The sequence below is a fragment of the Candidatus Thiothrix putei genome (assembly GCA_029972225.1).
Taxonomy (GTDB): domain Bacteria; phylum Pseudomonadota; class Gammaproteobacteria; order Thiotrichales; family Thiotrichaceae; genus Thiothrix; species Thiothrix putei.
In genome coordinates this window covers 2,704,227-2,730,652 of the sequence record CP124756.1, presented here as the reverse complement: position 1 = coordinate 2,730,652, position 26,426 = coordinate 2,704,227, and the positions used below count along the sequence as shown (strand labels likewise).

Genomic DNA, 26,426 nt, shown 5'->3' with positions numbered 1-26,426 from the left:
GCGCTCGCCCACTTGGGTGTTCCCCGCGTCTGTGGGGATGAACCGGCATCCATGCCCTTGCGCTGGAATGCATCCACGTGTTCCCCGCGTCTGTGGGGATGAACCGATGGATTCCCCACTTCGCGCTCGCCCACTTGGGTGTTCCCCGCGTCTGTGGGGATGAACCGGCATCCATGCCCTTGCGCTGGAATGCATCCACGTGTTCCCCGCGTCTGTGGGGATGAACCGAAAATGTTTAGGTATTTGTTGCGGAACGCATCGTGTTCCCCGCGTCTGTGGGGATGAACCGCTGGATTCTTTCCACATCACTGCTTTGATGAGGTGTTCCCCGCGTCTGTGGGGATGAACCGGCGTGGCGAAAGAAGCAGGCAGGGTCACTGAAGTGTTCCCCGCGTCTGTGGGGATGAACCGGCGCGAATATTCCCGATGTTGCTCTATCTGGCGTGTTCCCCGCGTCTGTGGGGATGAACCGGTTTACACCTTGCGCAACATCTGGATAGCCAGGTGTTCCCCGCGTCTGTGGGGATGAACCGGCGATAACTGCCTGCGCGGTTAACTCGCCCCGTGTTCCCCGCGTCTGTGGGGATGAACCGCGCTCGGTTCCCGTTAGCACGATACCTACTCCGTGTTCCCCGCGTCTGTGGGGATGAACCGATGGATTCCCCACTTCGCGCTCGCCCACTTGGGTGTTCCCCGCGTCTGTGGGGATGAACCGGCATCCATGCCCTTGCGCTGGAATGCATCCACGTGTTCCCCGCGTCTGTGGGGATGAACCGATGGATTCCCCACTTCGCGCTCGCCCACTTGGGTGTTCCCCGCGTCTGTGGGGATGAACCGGCATCCATGCCCTTGCGCTGGAATGCATCCACGTGTTCCCCGCGTCTGTGGGGATGAACCGAAAATGTTTAGGTATTTGTTGCGGAACGCATCGTGTTCCCCGCGTCTGTGGGGATGAACCGCTGGATTCTTTCCACATCACTGCTTTGATGAGGTGTTCCCCGCGTCTGTGGGGATGAACCGCGCTCGGTTCCCGTTAGCACGATACCTACTCCGTGTTCCCCGCGTCTGTGGGGATGAACCGATGGATTCCCCACTTCGCGCTCGCCCACTTGGGTGTTCCCCGCGTCTGTGGGGATGAACCGGCATCCATGCCCTTGCGCTGGAATGCATCCACGTGTTCCCCGCGTCTGTGGGGATGAACCGATGGATTCCCCACTTCGCGCTCGCCCACTTGGGTGTTCCCCGCGTCTGTGGGGATGAACCGGCATCCATGCCCTTGCGCTGGAATGCATCCACGTGTTCCCCGCGTCTGTGGGGATGAACCGAAAATGTTTAGGTATTTGTTGCGGAACGCATCGTGTTCCCCGCGTCTGTGGGGATGAACCGCTGGATTCTTTCCACATCACTGCTTTGATGAGGTGTTCCCCGCGTCTGTGGGGATGAACCGCAAACCTGCGGGGCTGTCAGGTTGCATCCGTGGTGTTCCCCCGCGTCTGTGGGGATGAACCGCAGCACGGGCGCGTTCGCGTTGCGCATTCATTGTGTTCCCCGCGTCTGTGGGGATGAACCGGACTCCGATACTCGGAAATCGCACAGGCACAAGTGTTCCCCGCGTCTGTGGGGATGAACCGCCTTGACCTTCCTGAAAAAGGTCTACGCGATGGTGTTCCCCGCGTCTGTGGGGATGAACCGCGCTGATGGTTGCCAGCAAAATCAGGGTTTGAGTGTTCCCCGCGTCTGTGGGGATGAACCGCCGTGTGCCTTGCCGCTGTAGGCGCTGGGGTCGTGTTCCCCGCGTCTGTGGGGATGAACCGTTGGTGATCCAATTGGGCATGGGTATATCCGGGTGTTCCCCGCGTCTGTGGGGATGAACCGTCTTGCTTTTAGGACGCGCCCGTTTTTGAGGTGTGTTCCCCGCGTCTGTGGGGATGAACCGCCACTGAAGGGGCGATGTGATAAACATGTTTTGTGTTCCCCGCGTCTGTGGGGATGAACCGCTGAGTATGGTGATGTTGACTTTAATGACGACGTGTTCCCCGCGTCTGTGGGGATGAACCGTCAATGCTAATTCCCCTGTTACGCTGGATACTGTGTTCCCCGCGTCTGTGGGGATGAACCGCCATCCAGTGGTTCCGTGCGCGTGGTGAATGAGTGTTCCCCGCGTCTGTGGGGATGAACCGCATCGACATAGTGACCGCACCATTAATGTTTTGTGTTCCCCGCGTCTGTGGGGATGAACCGTTTCTGGGATTGTTTCCCCTGATGATTTCTATGTGTTCCCCGCGTCTGTGGGGATGAACCGCCGCCATCAGCCTCGGATTAATCATGTTCGGTGTGTTCCCCGCGTCTGTGGGGATGAACCGTTCATGGGTGTGAGTGGCGTTGTGGTTGAGATGCGACAGACATTGGCAAGGTTTTAACGCAGCAGGCTCCACACAGGCAACAGCACCGATAACGCCGCCACGCCGCAGCCGATAAGTGTCAGTGGTAGTGTTGCCCACGGTGCTGCGCTGCTGATCAGGCCAGCCAGTAGGATAAGCGCCAAGCCTGCGGGGATGAAAACAAGGTAGCGAAACATGTCAATCTCCATCGTAACTACTCAGTCTATCCAAAAACCGCTCTGAGAGACTCAAACGGATTTCGCCCCTGAATCTTGTCGGTTTCCCACACGGAACGGATAACACAAAAAGCCTCCGCACCGCCCATTGCGCGGAATCCACCCGCCACCTTGAGTTTAACTTTGACGGGTCGAACGGCTCGTTCAGCCAGATTGTTGTCAAACGGTACATCAAACCGCTGAATGAACTGCAACACCGAATCCTTGAAGTCACGTAGACGGCATAACAAGTTTCTGGCGGGGTCTTGTTTGGCTTTGCCTTGTTTAGGGTTGATTTTAGGTTGTTCAGGGAAAATCAACAGTCCGTGATTCACCCATTGGTCATAACGTTGCTTGAGTTCAGTCATTTGCTCCAGCGACAATGCCGTTTGTTGCGCGTCTTTTGCTTCAGCCACTGCGGTCTTAGCATCAATCAAGACCTGTTTGAGTTGTGCAGGCCATTGATGTTTGAGGGTTTCATCAAAGTAGTTCAACTCCCGCAGCAGATGCGCCCCACAAAGGCTGTGTACCACCTGATCAAAGCGGAAATACGGTTTCCAATGGTCATGAACCGCAACGCCTTGGAATACCGGCAGGATTCCCGCCGCTGTCATGGCCTCGTATCCGCGCCGTGCATGGGCAGTGTAGTAAACGGCTTCGGGTGTTGCGGCTACATGCAACCATTGGGTTTTGCCTTGCGCCCGCATTCCGCTTTCATCAAAGTGAGCCACGTCGCTGCTACTAATGGTGTTCTGAATAGCTGTATAAGTGGCCGTCAGGTTTTCACTCGCCTGACCGATCCAGTGCTGCACACTGCCATCGGAAGGCTTAACACCGTATTGGTCGAATACAATCTCGCTTGCCCGTGACAGCGAAATGAAATGACCTTGTACCAAACCCACCGTATAGGCCTTTAAACGTGCGCCGTAACTGATGTAAGGGGCGAGTGTTGCCGGGAATTCGCCTTTATGAACCTTGCCACAACCACACGTGCAAATCAGTTGGCGGTGTTCCGTGACCACGATTTGGGGTTCGGGAATGTCCCACTGTTGCCGACATTCACCTGTCTCAATCAGGGCTTCGGTTAGCGGCAAACCACAGTCGCAATGCCCGGCAACACCGTAATATTCCACGTGATCGGGTGATGGGTGCATCACGAGGCTATGCCCTTTATGACCTGGCTGGCCACCTTTTGGGCGTTGTCCAAGCTGACGCGGCTGTGCGGGTTGGCGTTTCAGTCCATCCGATGACGGGGGCTTGTGTGAATTTTTACTGTTTTTGTTGAGCTGTGCTTCCAGCTCATTCACGCGGGCGGTCAACTGATCAATACGGTCAAACAGCGTCAACACTAACTCCACCAATTCGGCGTGGCTTAACTGCTGGAGACTTTCTCGTGTTGGGCGGGGTAGCTGGTTCATATCGATAGTGTAGCTGATTTTTTAGGAGACTGAGTAGTTACTCTCCATCAATTAATGAGTCAAGCATAACATGCCGACAGTCAATGAAATAGTGTTGCGCGTCGTGGTGCGGGATGGCGAAAACGCCACCCGTGTCATTCGTGAGATTGGCAATGCCACGAACGGCATGGCGGATATTACCCGCCAGAATGCCCGGAGCACCCGCGAAGGGCTTGACTCCATTTCGCAACAGCTTGCCTCCACGCGGCAAGAAGTCATTGCTGCTGCCACCAGTTTCCTTGGCCTGAGCGCCATCACTCATGCAGGCGGCTATGCCATTGCTGCTGCCACCTCCTTTGAGTCGTTGCAAGCCCGGCTGAAGACCATGACGGGAGTACTGAAGTGTTCCCCGCGTCTGTGGGGATGAACCGTCGCCTAAATGCCCGCCGTGAAAAGTACCGTGGTGTTCCCCCGCGTCTGTGGGGATGAACCGCAGTATAGCAATGCGCGGTGCTATGCGATGGCGTGTTGCACCAGTGCAGTGGTGAATTTGTGGGTGTCGTCCTTGCGTTGGTGTTTGATTTTGGCGTGAATGGCTTTCACCCGCCGTTTTGCGTGGCGCATTGGGCTTTGTCGAAAGCGGTGATATTGCTGCGTACCCAACCCACGCTGGGAATAGCGATATTGCTGTATTCTGTGGTGTAGGCATTGGCGAAATTCCACACTTGATTGCACTCAAACGCCCATTGGCGCAATACCGGCGCGTGTTTGTCGCGGATGCGAACGTTGAGCGTTTTCAGGGTGGTGGTGACAGGTTTCATGGGGTAGAGTGTAGCGGCATTACGGCAAAAACCACTGCATGGATGACTCTTCATCAGCGGTAGCCGAAGACGCTTATATCCCCGCCCTGACTCGTGCTGAGCTTGCCGAAGTAAGGGCGAGGTTTTACGTGATTACGGATAATGACCCAACGGCTAGTTTCTACGGAATGTGATTTGATTCTCTATACCCCCCCTGCCCACACGGGCTTAAACATTCTCTACATTGACGAAGCAATGATCGTGGTCGATAAGCCAACCGGGTTACTCTCTGTCCCCGGGCGTGGTGCAGACAAACAAGATTGTATGATTGCCCGCGTGCAGGCTGAATTTCCTGATGCGTTAATTGTGCATCGGCTCGATATGAGCACGTCCGGCATTATGGTCATGGCACGGGGTAAGGCGATGGAACGCGCTTTGAGTATTTTGTTCCAAACCCGGCAGGTACGTAAACGTTATATGGCAGTAGTAGCGGGGCAGGTATCCCCCACTCGCGGGGAGATACGTTTACCTTTGTTGACAGACTGGCCTAATCGCCCGCGTCAGATGGTCAGCTTTATACTGGGTAAAGCGTCTTGTACACGTTATCAAGTGATTGATGTTGATAAAGAAAACGACACAACCCGTGTAGAGCTTGAGCCGATTACCGGGCGTACTCACCAGTTACGGGTACATTTGCAGGCGTTGGGGCATCCAATCCTCGGTGATGAATTGTATGCCAGTGCGGCGGTGTGTGCTAAGGCACAGCGTTTGCTCTTACACGCGGCATGGGTTCGCTTGCCACACCCATTGTCAGCGGATATTTTAACCATTCATAGCCCAATTCCTTTTTAAGCGCTGGTATCCTGCACGCGATTGCGTCAAAATCTGCGCAATCGTCAACGGGAACTCTCTGGGCTAACTCGGTTCTAACGCCGTGACGGTATATTATAAATTATTGAGGTGTTTATTATGAAAATTTCCATGCGTGCTCTGTTGATTGGTGCTGTGTCTGCGGCAATGATGGCGGGTTGTAGTCCTACTGGTGAAATGACTCGTGCACAACAAGGAGCCATTATCGGCGCTCTAGGCGGTGCTGTTGTGGGTAAAAATACAGGCGATAAAGACCGAGGCCATACCATTGCCGGTGCTGTGGTTGGTGGTATCGCCGGTGCTGCTATCGGTAATTACATGGATCAGCAGGAAGCCGCATTGCGTCAGCAAATGCAAGGCACAGGCGTAGAAGTCACCCGTCAAGACAACAACATCATTTTGACCATGCCTGATGCCATTACCTTCGATTTCGGGCGTGCGGATGTTAAACCTCAGTTTTATGGTGTGTTAAATAACTTGGCAACCACCTTGAACCAGTTCCCTGAAACCCGTCTCCAGATTGCAGGCCACACAGATAACGTCGGTAGCGATGCCTCTAACCTGCAACTGTCACAACAACGTGCTAACAGTGTGCGCACTTACTTGGCAAGCACTGGCGTAGCGGCACAGCGTATGCAGGCGGTTGGCTACGGTGAAAGCCGTCCCGTTGCGGATAACGGCAGCGATTATGGTCGTGCGCAAAACCGCCGTGTTGAAATTACCTTGATCCCTGTTCAACAGTAATACAGCCACAATAGTCGGAAAACCGGCACATAGGCTATAATCCGTTATATGATGAAGGCTCCGTAGGGAGCCTTCTTTGTATACAAAAATGGATTTAACGTGCGGGAACAAATTCCAAACATCATCACAGTGATTCGTATTCTTTCTATTGCACCGATTTGCTGGTTGCTGTGGAAGGGTATCTATGGTTTTGCACTAGCTTTGCTGGTGTTGGCAGGCTTATCTGATGCCTTAGATGGTTTTCTGGCGCGGCGCTATGGCTGGTTTACACGTTTGGGGGCAATTCTTGATCCGTTAGCGGATAAACTCTTTGTCGTTTCTGTGTTTATCGTGTTTGGTTTGAAAGGCAGTTTGCCTTGGTGGCTGATCGCTTTAGTCATCGGGCGTGACGTGGTGATTGTGCTAGGGGCAATTGCCTATCGTCTGGTGATAGGGGAGCTGGATGTGCGCCCGCTGATTATCAGTAAGCTCAACACAGGGTTGCAGATTTTTCTGTTGGCAGCCACATTACTGCATGTGGCAATCTACCCCTTGCCGGGGTGGTTTAATCTGGGGTTACAGTGGACTGTGGCAGTGACAACAGTTCTGAGTGGTTTGGCTTATGTATTGCTGTGGAGCCGCTATGCATGGAGGAAACATAAGGCATGATACTCGATAGTGGACGTTGGTTTTGGTTGGCAACAGGAAGCATTGCGGTTGCGTTGCTGTATATCCTCGCGCCTATTTTGACCCCTTTCTTAGCAGCCGCATTTCTGGCTTATTTGGGTGATCCACTGGTTGATCGCTTAGAATCTTGGAAATTATCGCGTACTTTATCGGTGGTGACGGTATTTCTAACTATCTTGCTGTTTCTATTGTTGTTCTTTTTATTCCTGGTGCCGGTACTAGAAACACAAGTGAAGCTGTTTCTTAATAAATTCCCTGATTATCTTGACTGGGTTGTGAATGTTTTGGGGCCGTATTTGCAACAGAACTTTGGTGTCGATACCAGTGTGTTGGAAGTGGATAAGATTAAAACGGTGATAGCTTCTCACTGGAAGGAAACCGGGGGATTTATCCGCAATACGATTCAGACCATTTCTAAATCAGGGTTTGTCGTCTTGGGTTGGGTTGCTAATTTGGCACTGATTCCAATTATTACGTTTTATCTGTTACGCGATTGGGATCGCATGGTGGCGTATATTGACGACTTGTTGCCGCGCTCGATTGAGCCGTTAGTGGCCAAATTGGCGCGTGAGTCCGATGAAGTGTTGGGGGCGTTTCTGCGTGGGCAGATGTCCGTCATGTTGGCTTTGGCTGTCATTTATTCCATTGGATTGTCATTGGTTGGTTTGGAATTTGCTTTATTAATTGGTCTGATTGCGGGTGTGGTAAGTTTTGTCCCCTATCTTGGTTTAATTGTAGGGGTGACTATTGCCGGTATTGCCATTTTGTTCCAAACACAAGATGTGTTTAATTTGTTTTGGGTGTTGGCGGTGTTTGGTGTGGCGCAGATGATTGAGGGGACTATTCTGACGCCATTATTAGTGGGTGAACGTATTGGTCTGCATCCGGTTACGGTTATTTTTGCGGTATTGGCAGGCGGGCAATTGTTTGGTTTTTTTGGCATATTACTTGCCTTGCCTGTAGCTGCGGTGTTGGCAGTAATTTTACGGCATATTCACGATACCTATAAGCAAAGTCAGATTTATGGCATTGATATGGATGAACCGCATTTAGTTACAGAAGGGGATGATAACGGCAGTGAGGTGAAAGAACAGGCATGAAACAACAACTGACGCTGAATGTGGGAATGCGCGAAGGTCATCGTTTCAGTTCATTTTTTGTGACACCTGAAAATGCTGAGTTACTGGGTATTTTAAAAAACGGTTTTGAGCATGAATTTCCGCAAATTTTTTTGTGGGGAGAAGCCCAGGCTGGAAAGTCGCATTTACTTCAGGCGTATTGCGAACGTTATTATCAACGGGGTTTAATGGCGGCTTATGTGCCGCTGGGTAGTTGTGCTCAATACGGTATCCGGGTGTTAGCAGGGGTGGAAGGCAAACACCTAGTCGCTGTGGATGAACTGGATGCAGTTATTGGGCAGCGTGATTGGGAAGTGGCGCTCATGAATTTAATCAACAGTTGCCGTGCAAATCATCAACCCTTGATTATGGCAGCCCGCATGAATCCCCGTGAAATGACGTGTGTGTTACCCGATTTTTCATCGCGCTTATTGTGGGGAGCTGATTATCGGGTGTATCCGGTGCAGGGGGCGCAATGTTTGCAAGCCATGGCATGGCGTGCGCATCAGCGTGGCTTTGAATTATCAGAACAGGTCATGAAATATATTGAGCGGCATTATCCTCAAAACATGACTACCCTCATGGCAGTGTTGGATCGGTTAGATACCGCCAGTTTAACGAAAGGGCGTAAAATTACCCGTGAATTTATCCGTGAAGTTATGCAAAAAAATGCAAATGCATTACCTCTAAAACAAGGAGATTGATATGGACGTGAAAAGTTTCTTGGATCAAATGCTGCAATCTGGCAAGGAAATCGCACAAAAAGGCCAGAATATGGCAGAGCAAAAGTTGGGGATTCCGGCTGAAGGCGAGCAGCGTGATCAGATGTTGTCCGGTATGAAAACCGGTGCCGCAGCAGCAGGTGTGCTGGCGTTGTTGCTGGGAACGAGTGCAGGGCGGCGTGTAACAGGGGCGGCAGTTAAAGTGGGCAGTTTGGCTGCTTTAGGTGGTCTCGCGTATCAAATGTACCGTCAGTGGGAAACGAGTGCCGGTACGAGCGGTGCTGCGCCAGCAGGCGAACCGGCTTTATTGGAAGCATCAGCCCCCAAAGCAAGTGCTGAAATCCTGTTAAAAGCCATGATTGCTGCGGCTAAGGCCGATGGGCATGTGGATTCTGCTGAGTTGGCTAATATTCGTCAGCAATTAGCGGGCGTTGAAGTGGAAGGCGATGTCAATGACATGATTCTGAATGAATTGTCTCAGCCATTGGATGTGAAGCAGATTGCTGCTTTGGCTAACAATGATTTGGCAATGGCTACCGAGATTTATCTGGTTTCTGCCGCGATTATTGACGTAGCCAATGAGGCAGAAAAAACGTATTTGGCAGATTTGCGTATGGCGCTGCAATTACCTGAACAAGTTAGCAACCAAAGTTGATTGGGGAGGGGGCAGTAGAGACGTAATATTTTGCGTCTCTACTGCTAGGCCGTATTGTTTCAGAAATCATCATCCTCGAACACATCTTTAAGACGACGCTCTAGTGCTTTGCGTTCTAAGTAGTCTTCTAGATTACGTCGTACAATATGTGGTTTAATTTTTTTCCATCCGTTGGTACGGCTGCTTTTTCTAGCTGGAATAGTTCATCTTCTTGTTCAATATAATAGTCTTTGTTATCACGCATGGATTATACCTCCTGTAACCGTTATTCACGATAGTATAGAAGCAGTAGCTGAATTTGTGCTGATTTCAATAAACTATGGAAGGTTTTGTTGGAAGCGCTGAACCCGTTTCAGAAAAGCCTCAGGTGCTTCATAACCGGCTAAACGCACTGCTTTGATTTCTTCACCATCCGGTTTGAAAAACAAGATTTGTGGGGGGCCGAATAACCCGAAGCGTTTGTTTAAAGCTTGATCTTGTTCATCATCCTTAGTGACATCGGCTTGAATGAGCAGGGTATTGCTTAATGCAGCGATCACTTGTGGATCTTTAAACGTGTTGTGTTCAAGCTCTTTACAACTAATACACCAGTCAGCGTAAAAGTCGAGCATAACCGGCTTGTTTTGAGCTTTAGCTTGGGCAAGTGCTTGTTCTAGACCCTCTAACCCCTTTATACGTTGAAAGTTTAGTGCAGTTTGCTGGTTAGTGGTTGTCGCAGCATAGCCAGAGCCACCAAAAATCCCTTTGAGTGGTTGCAACAAGTTACTACTACCCGCCGCAACCCCGAACAAAATCATGCCGCCGTAAAAGAACATAATCAATCCGAGACTTTTCCAGAAACGTCCCCAGCCTCCGGCTTCATCGTTGATGCGTTCTAAAGCGCCCATGTAAATGCCAGAACTCACCAATAGCACCCCGGTTAATGCCATGGTGACTTCCAGTGGCACAACGCGGTTGAGCATCCATATCGCTAAGCCTAGCATCATAATGCCAAAAATAGCTTTGGTGGTATCCATCCACGCCCCGGCACGCGGTAGTAAGCGACTGGCTGAGGTGCCAATCATGAGCAGTGGCAAGCCCATGCCCAAACCCAGTGAGAATAATGACAACCCGCCAAGCAATGCATCACGCGTTTGTGCAATATAAACCAATGCACCTATCAGGGGGGCGGTGACACAGGGGCCAACAATCAAGGCAGACAGAATGCCCATGATACCTGCGCCTAAAAAGCTACCGCCTTGCTGGCGGTTACTGATTTCGGTCAAACGGCTTTGGATGCTCGTCGGCATTTGCAGGTCATAGAAACCAAACATCGAGAGCGCTAACAATACAAAGAGGCCAGCAAACGAACCAATAATCCACGGATTCTGGAACATAACCTGAAGGTTTGCGCCACTCAGACCTGCTATGACCCCGACAATGGCATAAGTCAGTGCCATCGGCATGACATAAGATAAGGAAAGCAGAAATGCTTTGCGTGGGGATAAGTCATTAGAAGAACCGGCAATAATACCCGATAAAATCGGGATCATGGGGAATACACAAGGTGTAAACGCCAGCCCTAAACCTGCAATGAAAAAGAATAATAAAATACTGAAGTAACTATCGTCACGCATTCGCATGGAAATAGCATCTTCTGCCGAGGTGGCTTTATTCGCAGCAGTGCTATTATCCGGTGTTGCCTCATCCAGTGGTTTTGCATCAGGCAATCCAGCTAGTGTGAGTTCACGACTTTGTTTGACGGGTGGATAGCAAATACCGGTACTATCTGAACAACCTTGGTATTCCGTTTCTACAATGAGTTTTTGCAGACCGGAAGACTGTAGTATAGGGACTTTGACATCAATATCGTGTCCATACACTTCAATTTTACCAAAATATTCATCTTCAACGGTTTCACCGGTTGGGAAAATAGGTGCGCCTAAGGTAACACCTTGTGGTTCTTTAATCGTAAATTTAATTTTAGGGCGGTATAAATGATGTTCTGGTTGAATAGTCCAATGAGCATTTAGAGTGCCTTTGTCCAGTGCTGTTAGCTCGAATACAAAAGCCTGATCAACCGGAATCCCACTGTTAGCATTAGGTTTTTGTGCTTTTTTGATAATATCTGTCAGACCCTTATCAACAGTAGGTGTGTCTGTTTGAGAAGTAACCTGAGTGCTGGAGCCATTAGAACTATCAAGTGCTGCTAATTGCAGTTTGGCAGTTTTTTTCTGGGGCGGATAGCATAAGCCAGCATCGGCACAACCTTGATACTTGACTTTAAGTGCTAATTCTACAGCTTGAGTAGCCGTTTGACCGCGTTCAACCGGGAACTCAACAGCAACCTGCTTATGGTACACCTGAGTGTTACCAAAATTAGGGTCGTTTTTGCTTTCACCTGTTGGAAATGTTGGTGATGATAAGACTAGATTGGGTGTTTCTGACTCAAATGCAAAACGTTCTCGATACAGATAATAGCCTTCTGCAATCTCCCACGTGGCTTTGATTTTCTCAGGTGAGATGACCTCAGCCTTAAACTTGAAGGCTTCATCAGGTGGCAGCAAATCTTCCTGCTTGAGTGCGTGAACTTGCATCGAAGCTACAAGCAATAGCAGGAAGCAGAGTAGTTTTTTCATTGTTGGGTGCTCTCTAACCTGCACACAAGGAATAAGGCGGTAGCCTGATCCGGCAGGGTCGTCATTACAAGTAGACAGTCCGTCATCTTTCAGCGTGGTTTAATTGAGTTCGGGTAATAGTAGAGTAAATGCAGTGGATCAGCAAAATATCTTCGCACCATTTTGCTTCATATTGAGTGTTTTTGTTTGTTATGCAAAAGAAATATTTGATGTCGACATTGAAAGTTGTTGTTTATGCAACATTAGTGGTTTAAGTACAACACACTGGCTGGTTAAGAACTACAGTGACGAAAGCCTGATGTAAGTAGGCTTTCGTCATGGTTTAGATACCGATTAGACTCATTCTGGAATTAAGCAATCATTTAAGTCACGACCTGTCGATGTCCATTCTTCGACCCAGCCTGGTTTTCTGCCACGCCCACTCCATGTTTGTTCTGGATTATTGGGGTTACTGTATTTGGCTTTAACAACACGTTTTTTAGTTGAACGTGCTTGCATGACTTCTTCTAGGGTAAAGCCTGATTGAGCAATCATGTCTTCGATTGCCTCACGTAAACTAGATAATTCACTGTCACGGCGATTGGCAATGGCATTGTCAATACTACCTTTAAGTCTTTCGAGTTCTGCAACACTGAGATTGGAAATGTCAAGATTGGACATGAATAACACCTTTCCTTTTGCATTATGTTTAAAAATATAGTTTCTTAATGTTCTCGTTCTTTAATCAAATTGTCAAGCAGGGTTTTAATAAAATGAATATTATTTTAGAAAATAAGATTATATTGTTAATGGCAGGTTGGAGATGTAATGCTTTGCTGTTGATTGTTTTTTATCAGACAGACGGAGTGGCAATTGTCAAGTGGTTTAGTTATAATTAGGGGTAATATTTAATCATAATTATTATAGAAATGCCTATTTTTAGGGGGATTTGATGCGATTTGTCATTTCAATCCTGTCATTGGTTGCGTTGGCAGTTGTTTTTGTCTGGGTAATGTCCAGCGGCCAGCTAAACAAGACTACGATGGCAGATAAGCTGTCTTTTTTGACAGATAGTGTGCCTCATTTATTGTTAGTGATGCTTACTGCTCAAGTTGCTGCGGTTTTCCTGCTCGTTCGTCTTAGGCGGAGTGAGGTAGTAACCGACGTTATGAAAATGCATGACAAGGCAATAGAGCCTAAATCTTCTTCAGAACAGGTTAATACCGAGTGGGTCTTAGATGCATTAGCAGGTGGGGTGATCGTTGCGAATCAGCAAGGTGTTATCACTTATATGAACACGAGTGCTGAAAAGTTGACATTATGGCAACGTGACAAAGTATTGGGAGAGCATGTCAGGCATGTATTGAAACTGGAAGATTTACAGGGTAATCCCATCGGTGAGAAGGCATTTGAGACTAATATACTTCACCCTAATTACCCGCTGCAATTTGGACAGGTGAAGTTATATCCGCGTATTGGAGAAGAGCGTTTCGTTGAGTTAAATACAACGTGTATATTGGAACACTGTAAAGCAGTTGTCTTTATTTTCCGGGATGTTACCGCTGATCGAAAAGTCATTAACCGTCTATACCGTCAGGCGTCGCGTGATGCATTAACGGATTTGATGAATCGTACCAGTTTTGAACAATATGTCGAGCAACTTGCACATGATACTTCTGCGCTTACCCGCAGTCATGTGTTGGCAAGTGTGGATCTGGATAATTTTAAGATTATCAATGATACTTGTGGGCATTTGGCTGGCGATGAGTTACTTAAGCAGGTCGCACAGATCTTTCGTCGTTCGGTACGTCGCTCTGATAAGGTGGCGCGTATTGGCGGGGATGAGTTTGCAGTATTTTTAGAGGGTTGCGGCTTAGAAAAAGGCCGTACCATCATGGAGTCTATTTTAACTGAGCTGCGTAATTTCCGTTTTAGCTGGGAAGGTAAGGTGTTTTCTATTGGGGCTAGTGTCGGTTTAATAGAGTTTATGCCAGCTTCTAATCTTCAGATTAAGCAGTTGTTCTCGGACGCGGATAAGGCATGTTATACCGCAAAAGCTTTGGGTCGTAATCAAGTCTTTATTCATGCCGAAGAAAAGCGTGAGCAAATGTCCAACCAGCGGGTGCATGACTGGAGCAAGTTACTCAAAGATGCGCTACGTGAAGACCGTTTTATTCTGTTTGCGCAACCGGTTGTTCCTTTGCATACAGGGCGTAATCAAAGCTTTCGTCAGTATGAGGTGTTACTACGTTTACCTTTCCGCCAGGCACTGCTGAACCCCGGTAGTTTTTTGCCAGTTGCTGATCGTCTTGATTTGATGACGAGCATTGATCGTTGGATTATCCGTAAAGCCTTGGAAATGTTGGCAGGTTGCCGTGGTGATAACAACAATGGTACTCCCTGCATGGAAACACGTTTGATGATTAATTTGTCAGGACAGTCCGTGCAGGATGCGAGATTATTTCCTTATGTGGAGCAGCAGATTAAGCAGTTTGGTATTGATCCCGGCATGATTTGTTTCGAGATTTCCGAATCGGTGGCCATCAGTAATTTCGTCCACGCGAAACGGGTGATGAACGCCTTGCATAGTCTGGGTTGCCATTTGGTACTGGATGATTTCGGCAGCGGTTTTTCTTCTCTCAGTTACTTGCGTGAATTGCCGCTGAGTTACCTGAAAATTGACGGTAATTTTGTACATAATTTGGTTTCCAGTCCTGTCGATGCGGCAATGGTAAAAGCAGTGCATGAAGTAGGGCAGGTGATGAATTTACTGACCATTGCCGAATTAGTGGAAGACGGTGAAACCTTGGTGCGTCTGCGGCAGATTGGGGTGGATTTTGCTCAAGGGTATTATTGTGGTCGCCCGATTCCGCTGGTGCAGTTGCGTGATCGCCTTCAGAGTGAGCGGGGTGTTGACGTGAAAGCGGCCTGATTTTTATAGGGTTGCCTTGAAAAGCCATTCTTAAGACCGATATAGTCAACACAATTGGTTTGAATGGAATCTTGTGTCATGCGTCGTTTCCCCGTGTTTTTTTGGTTACTGTTAGCGATTCCGTTCATTGAATTGTGGTTGCTCATCAAAGTCGGCAGTGCCATTGGGGCATTGACGACGATTCTGTTATTAATCCTTTCTGGCTTCTTTGGGATGTATTTATTACGTCACCAAGGGCTATCCTCGTTGGCAAAATTTCAACACGATATGCAAGCTGGGCAACGTCCGGCAAAGTCTTTGCTGGAAGGCAGCATGATGTTACTCAGCGGTTTGCTCTTCATCATCCCCGGTTTTTTTACTGACATGCTGGGGTTAATCTTGCTGTTTCCTCCAACCCGTTACCTATTGGTCAAAGCTGTTCTCAAGAACGGAGTGGTGTCTGCTTCGGGGTTTCAATACACACAAACGTCACGCACTCACGGCTCTGACATCGAAGGCGAAGTCATTCGCCATACCGATGATACAAAAAATTCACTCGACCGCCCTTGACTTTGCCCTAGCCATCCCTATTATTAGCACTCACTAGCCTTGAGTGCTAACAACAACCCTAATGTCCTAATCCTATTGGTTTGAGGAGAATACTGACCATGAATATCCGTCCATTACATGACCGCGTTGTAGTACGCCGTATGGAAGAAGAGCGCAAAACTGCCAGCGGCATCATCATCCCTGACAATGCTACTGAAAAGCCTGATCGCGGCGAAGTCCTCGCGGTAGGCCCCGGCAAAGTTGGCGATGACAATGAGCGTATCGCGCTGCAAGTAAAAGTCGGTGACAAAGTTCTGTTTGGTAAATACGCCGGTACAGCAGTAAAAATGGATGGTCAAGAAGTCTTGATCATGCGCGAAGAAGATCTGCTGGCGATTATCGAAGGCTAAATTTTAAGAGGATTATGAAATGAGTGCTAAAGAAGTACGTTTTGGTGATGACGCTCGCGTTCGCATGGTTCGCGGCATTAATGTTCTGGCAAACGCTGTAAAAGTTACACTGGGTCCTAAAGGCCGTAACGTGGTGCTGGAAAAATCTTTCGGCGCACCGACTGTGACCAAAGACGGCGTTTCCGTTGCTAAAGAAATCGAACTGGAAGACAAGTTCGAGAACATGGGCGCACAGTTGGTTAAAGAAGTTTCTTCTAAGACTTCTGATGCGGCGGGTGATGGTACTACCACTGCAACCGTTCTGGCACAAGCTATCGTGCGTGAAGGCATGAAAGCGGTCACAGCGGGCATGAACCCAATGGATCTGAAACGCGGTATCGACAAAGCGGTTATCGCTGCGGTTGAGCAACTGCACAATATGTCTAAGCCTTGCGCAGACAGCAACGCGATTGCCCAAGTGGGTAGCATTTCTGCCAACTCTGATGAAGCCATCGGTAACATCATTGCCACTGCAATGGATAAAGTAGGCAAAGAAGGCGTTATCACCGTTGAAGAAGGCTCAGGTCTGGACAACGAACTGGACGTGGTTGAAGGGATGCAATTCGACCGTGGCTACCTGTCCCCATACTTTGTGAACAACCAACAAAGCATGTCTGCTGAACTGGAAAGCCCGTTCGTATTGTTGTACGACAAGAAAATTTCCAATATCCGTGAATTGCTGCCAGCCCTCGAAGGCGCGGCTAAAGCAGGCAAGCCACTGATGATCATTGCGGAAGACATCGAAGGCGAAGCACTGGCGACACTGGTTGTGAACAACATCCGTGGTATCGTTAAAGTGGCTGCGGTTAAAGCACCTGGCTTCGGCGACCGTCGTAAAGCTATGCTGCAAGACATCGCTATCCTGACTGGTGGTACTGTGATTTCTGAAGAAGTCGGTTTGGCTTTGGATAAAGTCACGCTGGACGATCTGGGTCAAGCCAAGCGCATCAATGTCAGCAAAGACAACACCACTATCATTGATGGCGCAGGTTCACCTGATGACATCAAAGCGCGTGTTGACCAAGTACGTGCGCAAATCGAAACCACTTCATCCGACTACGACCGTGAAAAACTGCAAGAGCGCGTTGCCAAGTTGGCAGGCGGCGTTGCAGTTATCAAAGTCGGCGCGGCAACTGAAGTCGAAATGAAAGAAAAGAAAGCCCGCGTAGAAGACGCGCTGCACGCTACCCGCGCTGCGGTTGAAGAAGGCGTGGTTCCTGGCGGTGGTGTTGCACTGGTTCGCGCCCTGCAAGGCATTGCTGGCTTGAAAGGCGAAAACCACGAGCAAGACGTGGGTATCCAAATCGCTATGCGTGCGATGGAAGAGCCACTGCGCCAAATCTGCTCTAACGCAGGTGATGAGCCGTCTGTGGTGCTGAACGCGGTGAAAGCGGGCGAAGGTAACTACGGTTACAACGCACGTACTTCCGAGTACGGCGACATGATCGCAATGGGCATCCTTGACCCAACTAAAGTTACCCGTACTGCTTTGCAGAACGCGGCATCTGTTTCTGGCTTGATCATCACGACCGAAGCAATGGTCGCTGAACTGCCGAAGAAAGAAGCTCCTGCAATGCCTGATATGGGCGGAATGGGTGGTATGGGCGGCATGATGTAAGCTGCGGCTTCACTGCTTCCGAAGAAAGCCCCGCTAGTCGGGGTTTTCTTTTGTGGGTAAGGCTTGAATTCATGCGGTAAAAAGTCTATATTTTTGGTATATACTTTTTGATGAGGGGGCGCGTGATGCAAACAGCAAAAATCTTTCAGAATGGGCGTTCACAAGCTATTCGTTTACCTAAAGCCTTCCGGTTGTCGGGTACTGAAGTCAAAATTTCCCGTGATGGCAATCGCATTATCCTTGAACCACTAGAGCAATCTTGGGACGATTGGCTGCTTGCCATCGAACAGTTTTCAGACGATTTCATGGCGCAAGGGCGCGACCAGCCTGCCGTGCAAGAGCGGGAGTGGTGATGAAGTACCTGCTGGATACCAACATCTGTATTTACCTCATCAAGGAAAAACCACCAGAAGTGTTGCTGCGCTTTACGGCATTGAAACCAGCGCAAGTGTTCATTTCAGCCGTTACGGTGTTTGAATTGTATTATGGCGTTGAAAATAGTCAGGCTCACAAACGCAACTTGGCGGCGTTGGAAAAATTCCTGCGTCCGATGACTATCCTCGACTTTACCTCTGAGGATGCGAAACAAGCTGCCCGGATTCGTGCCGACCTCAAGCAAAAAGGTACGCCCATTGGGGCTTATGATTTGCAAATTGCCGCGACAGCGTTAGCTAATAGCTTGACGGTAGTGACCAATAACACCGATGAGTTTAAGCGGGTTGTTGAGTTGAGGTTGGAGAATTGGGTTTAGTGGATAGCTATTGAATTCACTCTAATGCCGCGTTGAGCACCTTCCGCGTAGCGGAAGTGCGCTCCAATAGTTAGATGATGAATATCATAGCATCTTGACTTCTATTCCAGCCGTCTTGTATCTGGCAAATGGACAAATACCATCCCACCCAGCAGGCATATCACTCTGCAATTTGTGATGTTTGAGAATAACCTTATGTTCATCCTTTGTTAGCTCAACAGCCACAAGAAGCAATCCAACCACATCCATAAGTTCGCGCTCATCCATAATGTTACTATCCATTATCTTTTGAACAATAACGTTTACAGGTACAGCATGGCCAACTTCCACAGCCACACTAGGAACCACGCTCGCACTTCTCGCTACGAGCTTCGGTTTAATTCTTCTGAGAGTTGCACGCAAAATTCTCTTTGTAACCCTTTCAGTAACCTTACCAAGTCTATAACCTTCAAGCTGCCATAGGATACTACTCAACACTTCTTCTTCGAATGGGGTGAGTTGCACAAACGCTTCCTCCTACTATTAGGTGGCCTAATGTTGTTCTTAAAAACGTCATCCTGACTGGATGCCAGTAATTTCAAGGGATTGTAGCGTATCCTCCCGTGTAATACGACCTAACCGAAAAGTGGGAAGTGGCATGTTTAACCGTAAGGCGGGGTTTTCTTTTGCCTGCCAGAACCGCATACTTGGCTAATCAGGAATTGAGGTTGTGATTAGCCATGATTAAGCGTAACGCTGCGGATTTATTGAAAAAGTTGGCTGTGGGTTTCCCGGTGATGTCGATTACGGGGGCCACGTCAGAGCGGTAAAACCCCTTTGATTGTCTGAACCATGATTTTTAGGATTTAAGGATGAGCAGGATGGAAGAGAAGACCCCCTCTTCATCCTATTAATCCTTAAATCCTAAAAATCCCAGTTCAAGACATTTCCGGTAAACAAAGATGCCATGTAGACAACAAGCGCGTAAACATTTCCATTCCCGCCAGTTCACTGCGCAAGATTTCCCAGCGTGCCAAATCAAACGAATCCCGATACAAGTACGCCACCCAGTCCGCGAGGCGCACGGCTGCATAGGTTTCTGCATCGTGAGAATGACTGCCATCCAATCCAGCACTGTACTGGTAGCCACTCACAACCGTTGCCGCATCATAACCCCAACGATGCAGCGCAATCGCCGCCGTGCCTGCCCGAAATGTCACCTCTTCAGGCAAACTTGCTTCAGCATCGGCGGCAATCGGGTCGAGTGCTGCGGGTAATTCCGAGAAATGCAGGTTAGCAAACAAGGCTTTAATGTGCGCCTCAAGTTCGGGCGTATTCGCTACATGCCAGAAATTGAAGACCACGGTTTGGCGTGGCTGGGTCACTTCGGTGACACCGTGATAAGACGCTGCGTGCAGTAAAAAGCCAAAAGCTTTGTTGTGTTCAGGGTTAACCTTGAAGACCGCTTCGCCCTCTGGTGAGGCAAATAATTCCAGCACCCCGCCATGTTCAGCTTGCCAGTGCTTATTGAGTTGCAAGACCAATCGCGCAATTTCATAGCCCAAAAACGGGCGGTCGCTGTGGATGCCAATGACGTGTCCGGGCAGCATCCGTTGCGCCGTGACCATAAAACGTTCTACAAGCGGCAATCCCGTAATCTCACGCATTCGAGCAAGTATGTCGGCATGAAACGTTGCAGGAATCTCGTCAGTAACGTCACGCAGTGAGCAGCGGTAAAACGCCCCATCCCGATGTTGCCACTCACTGTCTTGCACAAATAGCTGCTCAAGCATCGCGCATTGTTCTCCAGAGAAGGCGGCATCCACAGCAAAAAAAGGAAATGGGTTTTGGTGGTGGTTGGGTTGTAAGAGCAACGGCTGAAGTCCTTCGAGAAGTTATTAAGTTCTTTAGTTGAAATGTTGTTGAGTCTAGCTTTTCGTATATTACCTCAGTTAAGTTAACGCTTTAAGTTAATGATTAACGATACTCATGATTAAACTGGATTTTTTCATTCCCGGCTTATGGCAACCCTTGAGGTTGTGGCGTAAAGATTTTGCTTTTCAGCCAGTTGCTCAGGCGTTGTTGCGGTTGTGTGCCAAGTTGAGTGTGGAAAGCTCTCCCGTACAGGGGCTGGAAAATACGCTGTTTCAGCAAAGTGGACACCCAACAGGGCTGGAACTCCCGTTTGCGTATTACCGTTACTTACTCGATTTTGGTGTACCACCCGAACAAGCCTTGCTGTGTGCTGACCCTGTATACCTTAGCAGTGGTTTAGACAGTGTGATATTGCAGCCGAATTTGCCTGTCTTAACGATGACGGAGATGGCAACCGCATTGACCATGCTGAATCAGCATCTGGCAGAAGATGGCTTACAATTGGTGGCGCGACACCCGCAACGTTGGTATTTGTTGGGGGATAAGGTGCGAACGGCTACACCGTTACGCACGGTGGCCTTATCGCAGGCAAAAGGGCAAAGTATTTTCCCGTTGCTGCCCCAAGGCGATAAACGCTATTGGCATCGCTTGTTAAATGAAATTCAAATGCTGCTGCATACGTTGGATATGCCAGCCATGAATGCCGTTTGGTTGTGGGGAGCGACTAATCCGACTGCTTTGCCAGCCTTGCAAACACAAACATTTGACGCTTGGCTTGGCCTTAGCTCTACGGCACAAGTCATGGCGTTAGCGACGCATTCTACACATCAAATGACGGCAAGCTTGGCGGATAGCCATTTGGCGGCAGGTAAACGTTATGCCATTATCCTCGACGATTTGCACCTTCCCAGTGTGAGCGATGACCTGAATGCATGGCAGCAAGCGCTGGATGCCATTGAGAAAAATTGGTTGGAGCCAGTGTTAGCGGGTGTGCAGTCAGGCAAGTTTTCGGTCAGTCTGACGGCTGGTGATGGACGTATATTGCGCTGTCAGCCTCCACCTGCCTGGAAATTCTGGCAAACTCAAGCCGCTACTTGGGATCAACTGCTTGAATGCGGGTAATAATGCTGTCAAAACTGCCGTCTTGCACTTGAGTCGTCACGCTGTGCCCTAGGCGTAGTGGTGCGATGCTGCGGATAACTTGCCCTGTTTCCAGATGGCGCACAATGCCATAACCACGTTCCAGCGTTGCCAGCGGACTCAAGGTGTGCAATTGCCCTGCCTGTATTTGCAATTTATCGTGTGCTTTATCTAGACGTTGCTGAATTAAAACAAGCAAGTATTGTTGCCAGTGTTTCAGTTGTGCTTGTTGCTGCTGAATTTGGCGCACGGGAGATTGCACTTGCAAACGTGTGGATAAGTTTGTCAATTTTTGTTGCTGGCTGTGTAAATAGCGCAGCAAAGTAGCTTGCAAACGCATTTCCAGTTCATCTAAACGTTGTACTTTTTGCTGTAAGCGATTGGTGGGTCGCTGGTTTTCCAAACGTTGTTGCAGGCGTTGCAGGTGTTCACCGGCTACCTGTAAACGCCGTTGCTGATAGCGGTGTAATTGGAGGAACAGGCGTTGCACTTGTGTTTGCAGTGCCGCCATATCGGGGCTGACCAGTTCAGCCGCTGCTGATGGGGTCGGAGCGCGGACATCCGCGACAAAATCGGCAATCGTAAAGTCGATTTCATGCCCCACCCCGCTAATAATGGGCAAGGAGCAGGCGTGGATGGCGTGAGCAACCACTTCCTCATTGAATGACCACAAGTCTTCGATGGAACCGCCGCCCCTTGCCAGAATCAGCACATCGCAACGCTGTTCACGGTCAGCTTGACGGAGCGCATTCACAATTTGTTCTTTGGAACCTTCGCCTTGTACGAGTACCGGGTAAATCATGACCAGAATTTGTGGGCAACGCCGTTTCAATACGTTGAGGATGTCACGAATCGCTGCCCCGGTTGGTGAGGTGATCACCCCGATACAACGCGGCAAGGCGGGGAGGGGCTGTTTATGTTCCGGGGCAAACAGTCCTTGCGCCTGCAAGCTGCGTTTGAGTTCTTCAAATTGGCGTTGCAATGCGCCAACCCCGGCATCTTCCATGTGCTCGATAATAAACTGGTATTCGCCGCGTGGTTCGTATAAGCCGACTTTGCCGCGTACTAACACTTTCAAGCCGTTTTTGGGGATAAGTTTGAGGCTGGAAGCTCGCCCCTTGAACATGGCGCAGCGCACTTGGGCACTGGCATCTTTCAGGCTGAGGTACAAATGCCCGGAACTGGCACGGGTGAAATTGGATATTTCGCCTTCCACCCACAAAGCAGGGAAGCCTTGGGACAGGCGTTGTCCGACTTCGGCGTTGAGTTGAGAGACACTGAAAGTGATTCGTTCGTTTTGCATCCGCTAACTGTATAAAAAAAGCCGAGACATTGCTCGGCTTTTTCAAGATTGGCTGGTTGCAATCAGCGTTTAGCTTTTTGCACCGGGAGCCGCAGGGCCAGCCGTTTTAGCTTTTTCTGCTTGTTCTTGACCTTGTACGCCAGCGGTTTCAACGGCTTTAGCAATTTTCATGGCATCGTCGTTTTTGCCATCGTTGGCGGCTTTGATCGCAGCTTCCAGATGTTTGCCAGCAGGCTTGTTATCCCAGTACCATTCAAAACCGGCTTTTTTCGCCGCATCATTGGCTGTTTTTGCCGTTTCGATAGCTGCTTTTACTTTAGCATCAACATCGGCTTTCAGTTCAACTGCTTCTTCTTTTTTAGCTTCCGCTGGCTTGTCGCTTTTGGCTTCGGCTTTTTTGTCGTCAGCCGCAAAAGCCACGGATGCCATCAGGGACAGTGCAAGTGCTGCGAATAGTGCTTTTAAGTTCATCAATGAGTTCCTCCTCTTTTAAATTACGTCAATGAGATAAATCAAATTGCTTGAATTACTCTGAGGCGTATTGATAGCAGTTTACCGACTGAAGGTCAAACCCTATAATGAGGTGCTTCTTTCTCACAGATGGACATAAGCCCCATGCGTATCCTTCAGGAAGCCCTTACTTTCGACGACGTTCTCTTAGTGCCTGCTCATTCTACCGTCTTGCCCGCTGACGCCAATCTACAAACGCCGCTAACCCGTGACATTATGTTGAATATCCCGCTGCTGTCGGCGGCGATGGATACGGTCACAGAAGCGCGTCTAGCGATCGCCCTTGCCCAAGAGGGTGGCATGGGGATTATCCATAAAAACATGAGCATACAAGCGCAAGCTGATCAAGTGCGCACTGTTAAAAAATACGAAAGCGGCATTATTAAAAACCCGATTACGGTTGCTCCTGATACCACCATTAGCGATGTGTTGGCGTTGACCCGTGCTAATAACATTTCCGGCGTGCCTGTCGTACAAGGCGAAGATTTGGTCGGTATCGTCACCGGACGTGACCTGCGCTTTGAAACCAAGCTGGATCAGCCTGTCAGCACCATCATGACCCCGAAAGAGCGGTTAGTGACCGTGGAAGAGGGTGCAAGCAAAGGTCAAATCCGTAAGTTGCTGCACACGCACCGCATCGAAAAAGTGCTGGTGATTAACGATAAATTCCAGTTACGCGGTTTGATCACCGTAAAAGACATTCAAAAATCCACCGATTTCCCGAATGCGTGTAAAGACGACCAAGGTCAATTGCTGGTCGGTGCGGCAGTCGGTGTCGGTTATGGCACAGAAGATCGCGTGCGTGCTCTGGTCGAAGCAGGTGTGGACGTGATCATTGTCGATACCGCCCATGGGCATTCCCAAGGCGTGTTGGATCGGGTGAAGTGGGTTAAGGATAACTTCCCGCAAGTCCAAGTCATCGGCGGCAACATTGCCACGGGTGATGCGGCACTGGCGTTGGTAGCAGCAGGCGCGGATGCGGTGAAAGTGGGTATTGGCCCTGGCTCTATTTGTACCACCCGTATCGTAGCAGGTGTCGGTGTGCCACAAATTTCGGCGGTGATGAACATTGCCAAAGCTTTGGAAGGCACGGGTGTACCGTTGATTGCTGACGGTGGTATCCGTTATTCCGGCGATATTGCCAAAGCCTTGGCTGCTGGAGCGCACACCGTGATGTTGGGCGGTATGTTCGCAGGGACGGAAGAAGCACCGGGTGAGGTGGAATTATTTCAAGGACGTTCGTACAAGTCTTACCGTGGCATGGGTTCACTAGGGGCGATGGCAAAAGGCTCTAGCGACCGTTACTTCCAGGATGGTTCGGAAAATGCGGCGGATAAGCTCGTGCCGGAAGGTATCGAAGGCCGTGTGCCATACAAAGGGCCCTTGGCTCCAATCATTCACCAGATGATGGGCGGGTTGCGTTCTAGCATGGGTTACGTGGGCTGTAAGGATATGGAAGAAATGCGCACCAAGCCGCAGTTTGTGCGGATTTCCAGCGCGGGTATGCGTGAATCGCACGTTCATGACGTGACTATTACCAAAGAATCGCCAAACTATCGGGTGTAATTGATGACACAGAATATTCATGCGGATCGTGTACTGATCCTCGATTTCGGTTCGCAATATACGCAGTTGATTGCGCGGCGTGTGCGCGAGGTTGGGGTTTATTGTGAGATTTACCCGTGGGATGTGGAGGCCGAGGCTGTTGCTGCATTTGGTGCGAAGGGCATTATTTTGTCCGGTGGCCCTGAATCGGTGACGGATGTTGAACCGCCGAAAGCGCCTGAGAATGTGTTTACGCTGGGTGTACCGGTGTTGGGCATTTGCTACGGGATGCAGACGATGGCGGTGCAACTCGGTGGTGCGGTGGAATCGTCCAGCCATTGCGAGTTTGGTTATGCGCAAGTGCGGGCGCGTGGGCATACCGAATTATTACGTGAAATTGAAGACCACGTTTCCCCTGAAGGCTTCGGCTTGCTGGATGTGTGGATGTCGCATGGCGATAAAGTCACCGCGATGCCGGAAGGCTTTAAGCTGATGGCAAGCACCGATTCCGCGCCGATTGCGGGGATGGCGGATGAGTCGCGGCATTTCTACGCGCTGCAATTCCACCCGGAAGTGACGCATACCAAACAGGGCAAGCGCATTTTGCAACGCTTTGTGCAGGGCATTTGCGGTTGTGCAGGGTTGTGGACGACGGCGAATATCATCGAGGAAAACATCCGCTTGGTGCGCGAAAAAGTGGGTTCGGATGAAGTCATTTTGGGCTTGTCCGGCGGGGTGGATTCGTCCGTGGTCGCGGCATTGTTGCACAAGGCGATTGGTACACAATTGACCTGTGTATTCGTGGATACCGGCTTGCTGCGTTACCGCGAAGGCGATCAGGTGATGGCGATGTTCGCCGAACACATGGGGGTGAAAGTGATCCGGGTAGATGCGGAGGAACGTTTCCTCTCAGCCCTTGCGGGTGTCACTGACCCGGAGAAGAAGCGCAAGATTATTGGCGGGTTATTCATTGATATTTTCGATGAGGAATCGTCCAAGCTGACTTCGGCGAAATGGTTGGCGCAAGGCACGATTTACCCCGATGTGATCGAATCTGCGGGTGCAAAAACCGGCAAGGCGCATTTGATTAAGTCGCACCATAACGTCGGCGGTTTGCCAGAAAACATGAAGCTGGGGCTGGTCGAGCCGTTACGCGAATTGTTTAAGGATGAAGTGCGCGTGATGGGGGTGGAACTCGGTTTGCCGCCGGAAATGGTGTATCGCCACCCGTTCCCAGGCCCTGGTTTGGGCGTGCGGATTCTGGGTGAGGTGAAGAAGGAATACGCGGATTTGCTGCGTTTGGCTGACCATATTTTCATTGAAGAACTGCGCAAGCATGATTTGTATGACAAGACTTCGCAGGCGTTCGCGGTGTTCTTGCCGGTGAAATCGGTGGGCGTGACCGGCGATGGGCGGCGTTATGATTATGTGATTGCGTTGCGGGCGGTGGAAACGATTGACTTTATGACGGCGCGTTGGGCGCATTTGCCGTATGAGTTGTTGGATCTGTTGTCGCGGCGGATTATCAATGAGATACGCGGGGTTTCGCGGGTGGTTTATGATATTTCGGGGAAACCTCCGGCTACGATTGAGTGGGAGTAGGGAAGCCCCCCCATCCCCGGCCCTTCCCC

Annotated in this window: 25 protein-coding genes and 1 CRISPR repeat array (1 of these 26 only partly in view); of the genes, 16 read left to right on the top strand and 9 right to left on the bottom strand. The window is 49.7% G+C overall.

Annotated elements, in window-relative coordinates; genetic code table 11:
* A CRISPR array of direct repeats spans positions 1-2,363; the repeat unit is 29 nt; unit sequence GTGTTCCCCGCGTCTGTGGGGATGAACCG; it reaches 1,875 nt to the left of the window's first position.
* 53 nt (positions 2,364-2,416) lie between these two features.
* Both QJT81_14015 and QJT81_14010 read right to left on the bottom strand, forming a co-directional pair.
* A complete protein-coding gene (locus QJT81_14015; GenBank protein ID WGZ92938.1) occupies positions 2,417-2,578 on the bottom strand; it encodes a hypothetical protein in 162 nt (53 codons plus the stop codon).
* A gap of 26 nt (positions 2,579-2,604) precedes the next feature.
* The gene (locus tag QJT81_14010; protein WGZ92937.1) at positions 2,605-4,014 is read right to left on the bottom strand and encodes an IS66 family transposase; all 1,410 of its coding nucleotides are present in this window, start codon (positions 4,012-4,014) and stop codon (positions 2,605-2,607) included.
* Positions 4,015-4,084: 70 nt separating this feature from the next.
* Between QJT81_14010 and QJT81_14005 the strand changes: the two genes are divergently transcribed.
* On the top strand, positions 4,085-4,420 hold the full coding sequence (locus tag QJT81_14005) for a hypothetical protein (protein WGZ92936.1): 336 nt from the start codon (positions 4,085-4,087) through the stop codon (positions 4,418-4,420).
* Between the two features lie 172 nt (positions 4,421-4,592).
* On the opposite strand, the gene QJT81_14000 is transcribed toward QJT81_14005, so the two are convergent.
* Positions 4,593-4,868 (bottom strand): hypothetical protein, encoded by a 276-nt coding sequence (locus tag QJT81_14000; protein WGZ92935.1) that lies wholly within the window; start codon positions 4,866-4,868, stop codon positions 4,593-4,595.
* Positions 4,869-4,955: 87 nt separating this feature from the next.
* Here QJT81_14000 and QJT81_13995 point away from each other — a divergent pair, with 87 nt between their 5' ends.
* The 6 genes from QJT81_13995 (at position 4,956) to QJT81_13970 (ending at position 9,568) form a co-directional block, all read left to right on the top strand.
* A complete protein-coding gene (locus QJT81_13995) occupies positions 4,956-5,645 on the top strand; it encodes a pseudouridine synthase (protein WGZ92934.1) in 690 nt (229 codons plus the stop codon).
* 117 nt (positions 5,646-5,762) lie between these two features.
* Positions 5,763-6,407 (top strand): OmpA family protein, encoded by a 645-nt coding sequence (locus QJT81_13990; protein WGZ92933.1) that lies wholly within the window; start codon positions 5,763-5,765, stop codon positions 6,405-6,407.
* Between the two features lie 99 nt (positions 6,408-6,506).
* Positions 6,507-7,055 carry a CDP-alcohol phosphatidyltransferase family protein gene (locus QJT81_13985; protein WGZ92932.1) on the top strand — a complete coding sequence of 183 codons (549 nt, stop codon included), beginning with the start codon at positions 6,507-6,509 and terminating at the stop codon, positions 7,053-7,055.
* Entirely contained in the window at positions 7,052-8,173 is a 1,122-nt protein-coding gene (locus tag QJT81_13980) for an AI-2E family transporter (GenBank protein WGZ92931.1), read from the top strand. The genes QJT81_13985 and QJT81_13980 overlap by 4 nt, the downstream gene beginning before the upstream one ends.
* On the top strand, positions 8,170-8,895 hold the full coding sequence (gene hda, locus QJT81_13975; protein ID WGZ92930.1) for a DnaA regulatory inactivator Hda: 726 nt from the start codon (positions 8,170-8,172) through the stop codon (positions 8,893-8,895). Before QJT81_13980 ends, hda begins: the two co-directional genes overlap by 4 nt.
* 1 nt (position 8,896) lies before the next feature.
* Complete coding sequence (locus QJT81_13970) at positions 8,897-9,568, top strand: DUF533 domain-containing protein (GenBank protein WGZ92929.1); 672 nt, start codon at positions 8,897-8,899, stop codon at positions 9,566-9,568.
* A gap of 317 nt (positions 9,569-9,885) precedes the next feature.
* Here the strand turns inward: QJT81_13970 and dsbD are convergent, their stop codons facing one another.
* Both dsbD and QJT81_13960 read right to left on the bottom strand, forming a co-directional pair.
* Entirely contained in the window at positions 9,886-12,186 is a 2,301-nt protein-coding gene (gene dsbD, locus QJT81_13965) for a protein-disulfide reductase DsbD (GenBank protein ID WGZ92928.1), read from the bottom strand.
* Positions 12,187-12,525: 339 nt separating this feature from the next.
* The gene (locus QJT81_13960) at positions 12,526-12,846 is read right to left on the bottom strand and encodes an H-NS histone family protein (protein ID WGZ92927.1); all 321 of its coding nucleotides are present in this window, start codon (positions 12,844-12,846) and stop codon (positions 12,526-12,528) included.
* A gap of 271 nt (positions 12,847-13,117) precedes the next feature.
* On the opposite strand from QJT81_13960, the gene QJT81_13955 reads away from it, so the two are divergent.
* The 6 genes from QJT81_13955 to QJT81_13930 all read left to right on the top strand — a co-directional run bounded on the left by QJT81_13955 (position 13,118) and on the right by QJT81_13930 (position 18,443).
* Positions 13,118-15,097: an EAL domain-containing protein gene (locus QJT81_13955; GenBank protein WGZ92926.1), complete on the top strand. Its 1,980-nt coding sequence runs from the start codon at positions 13,118-13,120 to the stop codon at positions 15,095-15,097.
* Positions 15,098-15,175: 78 nt separating this feature from the next.
* On the top strand, positions 15,176-15,646 hold the full coding sequence (locus tag QJT81_13950; GenBank protein WGZ92925.1) for an FxsA family protein: 471 nt from the start codon (positions 15,176-15,178) through the stop codon (positions 15,644-15,646).
* A 98-nt stretch (positions 15,647-15,744) separates the two neighbouring features.
* Positions 15,745-16,035 (top strand): co-chaperone GroES, encoded by a 291-nt coding sequence (gene groES, locus QJT81_13945; GenBank protein WGZ92924.1) that lies wholly within the window; start codon positions 15,745-15,747, stop codon positions 16,033-16,035.
* A gap of 19 nt (positions 16,036-16,054) precedes the next feature.
* Positions 16,055-17,692 (top strand): chaperonin GroEL, encoded by a 1,638-nt coding sequence (gene groL / locus QJT81_13940; protein WGZ92923.1) that lies wholly within the window; start codon positions 16,055-16,057, stop codon positions 17,690-17,692.
* A 125-nt stretch (positions 17,693-17,817) separates the two neighbouring features.
* Positions 17,818-18,045 (top strand): type II toxin-antitoxin system VapB family antitoxin, encoded by a 228-nt coding sequence (gene vapB / locus QJT81_13935; GenBank protein WGZ92922.1) that lies wholly within the window; start codon positions 17,818-17,820, stop codon positions 18,043-18,045.
* On the top strand, positions 18,045-18,443 hold the full coding sequence (locus QJT81_13930) for a type II toxin-antitoxin system VapC family toxin (GenBank protein ID WGZ92921.1): 399 nt from the start codon (positions 18,045-18,047) through the stop codon (positions 18,441-18,443). Before vapB ends, QJT81_13930 begins: the two co-directional genes overlap by 1 nt.
* Before the next feature lie 84 nt (positions 18,444-18,527).
* Here QJT81_13930 and QJT81_13925 read toward each other — a convergent pair whose 3' ends face one another.
* Both QJT81_13925 and QJT81_13920 read right to left on the bottom strand, forming a co-directional pair.
* A complete protein-coding gene (locus tag QJT81_13925; protein ID WGZ92920.1) occupies positions 18,528-18,947 on the bottom strand; it encodes a hypothetical protein in 420 nt (139 codons plus the stop codon).
* Between the two features lie 413 nt (positions 18,948-19,360).
* Positions 19,361-20,215, bottom strand: coding sequence for a 2OG-Fe(II) oxygenase (locus QJT81_13920; protein WGZ92919.1), 855 nt, complete (start codon positions 20,213-20,215; stop codon positions 19,361-19,363).
* A gap of 196 nt (positions 20,216-20,411) precedes the next feature.
* On the opposite strand from QJT81_13920, the gene QJT81_13915 reads away from it, so the two are divergent.
* Positions 20,412-21,419 carry a hypothetical protein gene (locus QJT81_13915; GenBank protein WGZ92918.1) on the top strand — a complete coding sequence of 336 codons (1,008 nt, stop codon included), beginning with the start codon at positions 20,412-20,414 and terminating at the stop codon, positions 21,417-21,419.
* On the opposite strand, the gene xseA is transcribed toward QJT81_13915, so the two are convergent.
* Together xseA and QJT81_13905 are read right to left on the bottom strand one after the other, a co-directional pair.
* The gene (gene xseA, locus QJT81_13910; protein ID WGZ92917.1) at positions 21,388-22,740 is read right to left on the bottom strand and encodes an exodeoxyribonuclease VII large subunit; all 1,353 of its coding nucleotides are present in this window, start codon (positions 22,738-22,740) and stop codon (positions 21,388-21,390) included. The genes QJT81_13915 and xseA overlap by 32 nt on opposite strands.
* A 69-nt stretch (positions 22,741-22,809) precedes the next feature.
* Positions 22,810-23,211, bottom strand: coding sequence for a hypothetical protein (locus QJT81_13905; GenBank protein WGZ92916.1), 402 nt, complete (start codon positions 23,209-23,211; stop codon positions 22,810-22,812).
* 144 nt (positions 23,212-23,355) lie between these two features.
* Here QJT81_13905 and guaB point away from each other — a divergent pair, with 144 nt between their 5' ends.
* Together guaB and guaA are read left to right on the top strand one after the other, a co-directional pair.
* Positions 23,356-24,816 carry an IMP dehydrogenase gene (gene guaB, locus QJT81_13900; GenBank protein WGZ92915.1) on the top strand — a complete coding sequence of 487 codons (1,461 nt, stop codon included), beginning with the start codon at positions 23,356-23,358 and terminating at the stop codon, positions 24,814-24,816.
* A 3-nt stretch (positions 24,817-24,819) separates the two neighbouring features.
* On the top strand, positions 24,820-26,397 hold the full coding sequence (gene guaA, locus QJT81_13895; protein WGZ92914.1) for a glutamine-hydrolyzing GMP synthase: 1,578 nt from the start codon (positions 24,820-24,822) through the stop codon (positions 26,395-26,397).
* Positions 26,398-26,426: the final 29 nt, after the last annotated feature.

Bases quoted from the DNA above. Each gene is read 5' to 3' on its own strand.
- QJT81_14015 (WGZ92938.1), bottom strand. From the start codon at position 2,578: ATGTTTCGCTACCTTGTTTTCATCCCCGCAGGCTTGGCGCTTATCCTA.
- QJT81_14010 (WGZ92937.1), bottom strand. From the start codon at position 4,014: ATGAACCAGCTACCCCGCCCAACACGAGAAAGTCTCCAGCAGTTAAGC.
- QJT81_14005 (WGZ92936.1), top strand. From the start codon at position 4,085: ATGCCGACAGTCAATGAAATAGTGTTGCGCGTCGTGGTGCGGGATGGC.
- QJT81_14000 (WGZ92935.1), bottom strand. From the start codon at position 4,868: ATGAAGAGTCATCCATGCAGTGGTTTTTGCCGTAATGCCGCTACACTC.
- QJT81_13995 (WGZ92934.1), top strand. From the start codon at position 4,956: ATGACCCAACGGCTAGTTTCTACGGAATGTGATTTGATTCTCTATACC.
- QJT81_13990 (WGZ92933.1), top strand. From the start codon at position 5,763: ATGAAAATTTCCATGCGTGCTCTGTTGATTGGTGCTGTGTCTGCGGCA.
- QJT81_13980 (WGZ92931.1), top strand. From the start codon at position 7,052: ATGATACTCGATAGTGGACGTTGGTTTTGGTTGGCAACAGGAAGCATT.
- hda (WGZ92930.1), top strand. From the start codon at position 8,170: ATGAAACAACAACTGACGCTGAATGTGGGAATGCGCGAAGGTCATCGT.
- QJT81_13970 (WGZ92929.1), top strand. From the start codon at position 8,897: ATGGACGTGAAAAGTTTCTTGGATCAAATGCTGCAATCTGGCAAGGAA.
- dsbD (WGZ92928.1), bottom strand. From the start codon at position 12,186: ATGAAAAAACTACTCTGCTTCCTGCTATTGCTTGTAGCTTCGATGCAA.
- QJT81_13960 (WGZ92927.1), bottom strand. From the start codon at position 12,846: ATGTCCAATCTTGACATTTCCAATCTCAGTGTTGCAGAACTCGAAAGA.
- QJT81_13955 (WGZ92926.1), top strand. From the start codon at position 13,118: ATGCGATTTGTCATTTCAATCCTGTCATTGGTTGCGTTGGCAGTTGTT.
- QJT81_13950 (WGZ92925.1), top strand. From the start codon at position 15,176: ATGCGTCGTTTCCCCGTGTTTTTTTGGTTACTGTTAGCGATTCCGTTC.
- groES (WGZ92924.1), top strand. From the start codon at position 15,745: ATGAATATCCGTCCATTACATGACCGCGTTGTAGTACGCCGTATGGAA.
- groL (WGZ92923.1), top strand. From the start codon at position 16,055: ATGAGTGCTAAAGAAGTACGTTTTGGTGATGACGCTCGCGTTCGCATG.
- vapB (WGZ92922.1), top strand. From the start codon at position 17,818: ATGCAAACAGCAAAAATCTTTCAGAATGGGCGTTCACAAGCTATTCGT.
- QJT81_13930 (WGZ92921.1), top strand. From the start codon at position 18,045: ATGAAGTACCTGCTGGATACCAACATCTGTATTTACCTCATCAAGGAA.
- QJT81_13920 (WGZ92919.1), bottom strand. From the start codon at position 20,215: ATGCTTGAGCAGCTATTTGTGCAAGACAGTGAGTGGCAACATCGGGAT.
- QJT81_13915 (WGZ92918.1), top strand. From the start codon at position 20,412: ATGATTAAACTGGATTTTTTCATTCCCGGCTTATGGCAACCCTTGAGG.
- xseA (WGZ92917.1), bottom strand. From the start codon at position 22,740: ATGCAAAACGAACGAATCACTTTCAGTGTCTCTCAACTCAACGCCGAA.
- QJT81_13905 (WGZ92916.1), bottom strand. From the start codon at position 23,211: ATGAACTTAAAAGCACTATTCGCAGCACTTGCACTGTCCCTGATGGCA.
- guaB (WGZ92915.1), top strand. From the start codon at position 23,356: ATGCGTATCCTTCAGGAAGCCCTTACTTTCGACGACGTTCTCTTAGTG.
- guaA (WGZ92914.1), top strand. From the start codon at position 24,820: ATGACACAGAATATTCATGCGGATCGTGTACTGATCCTCGATTTCGGT.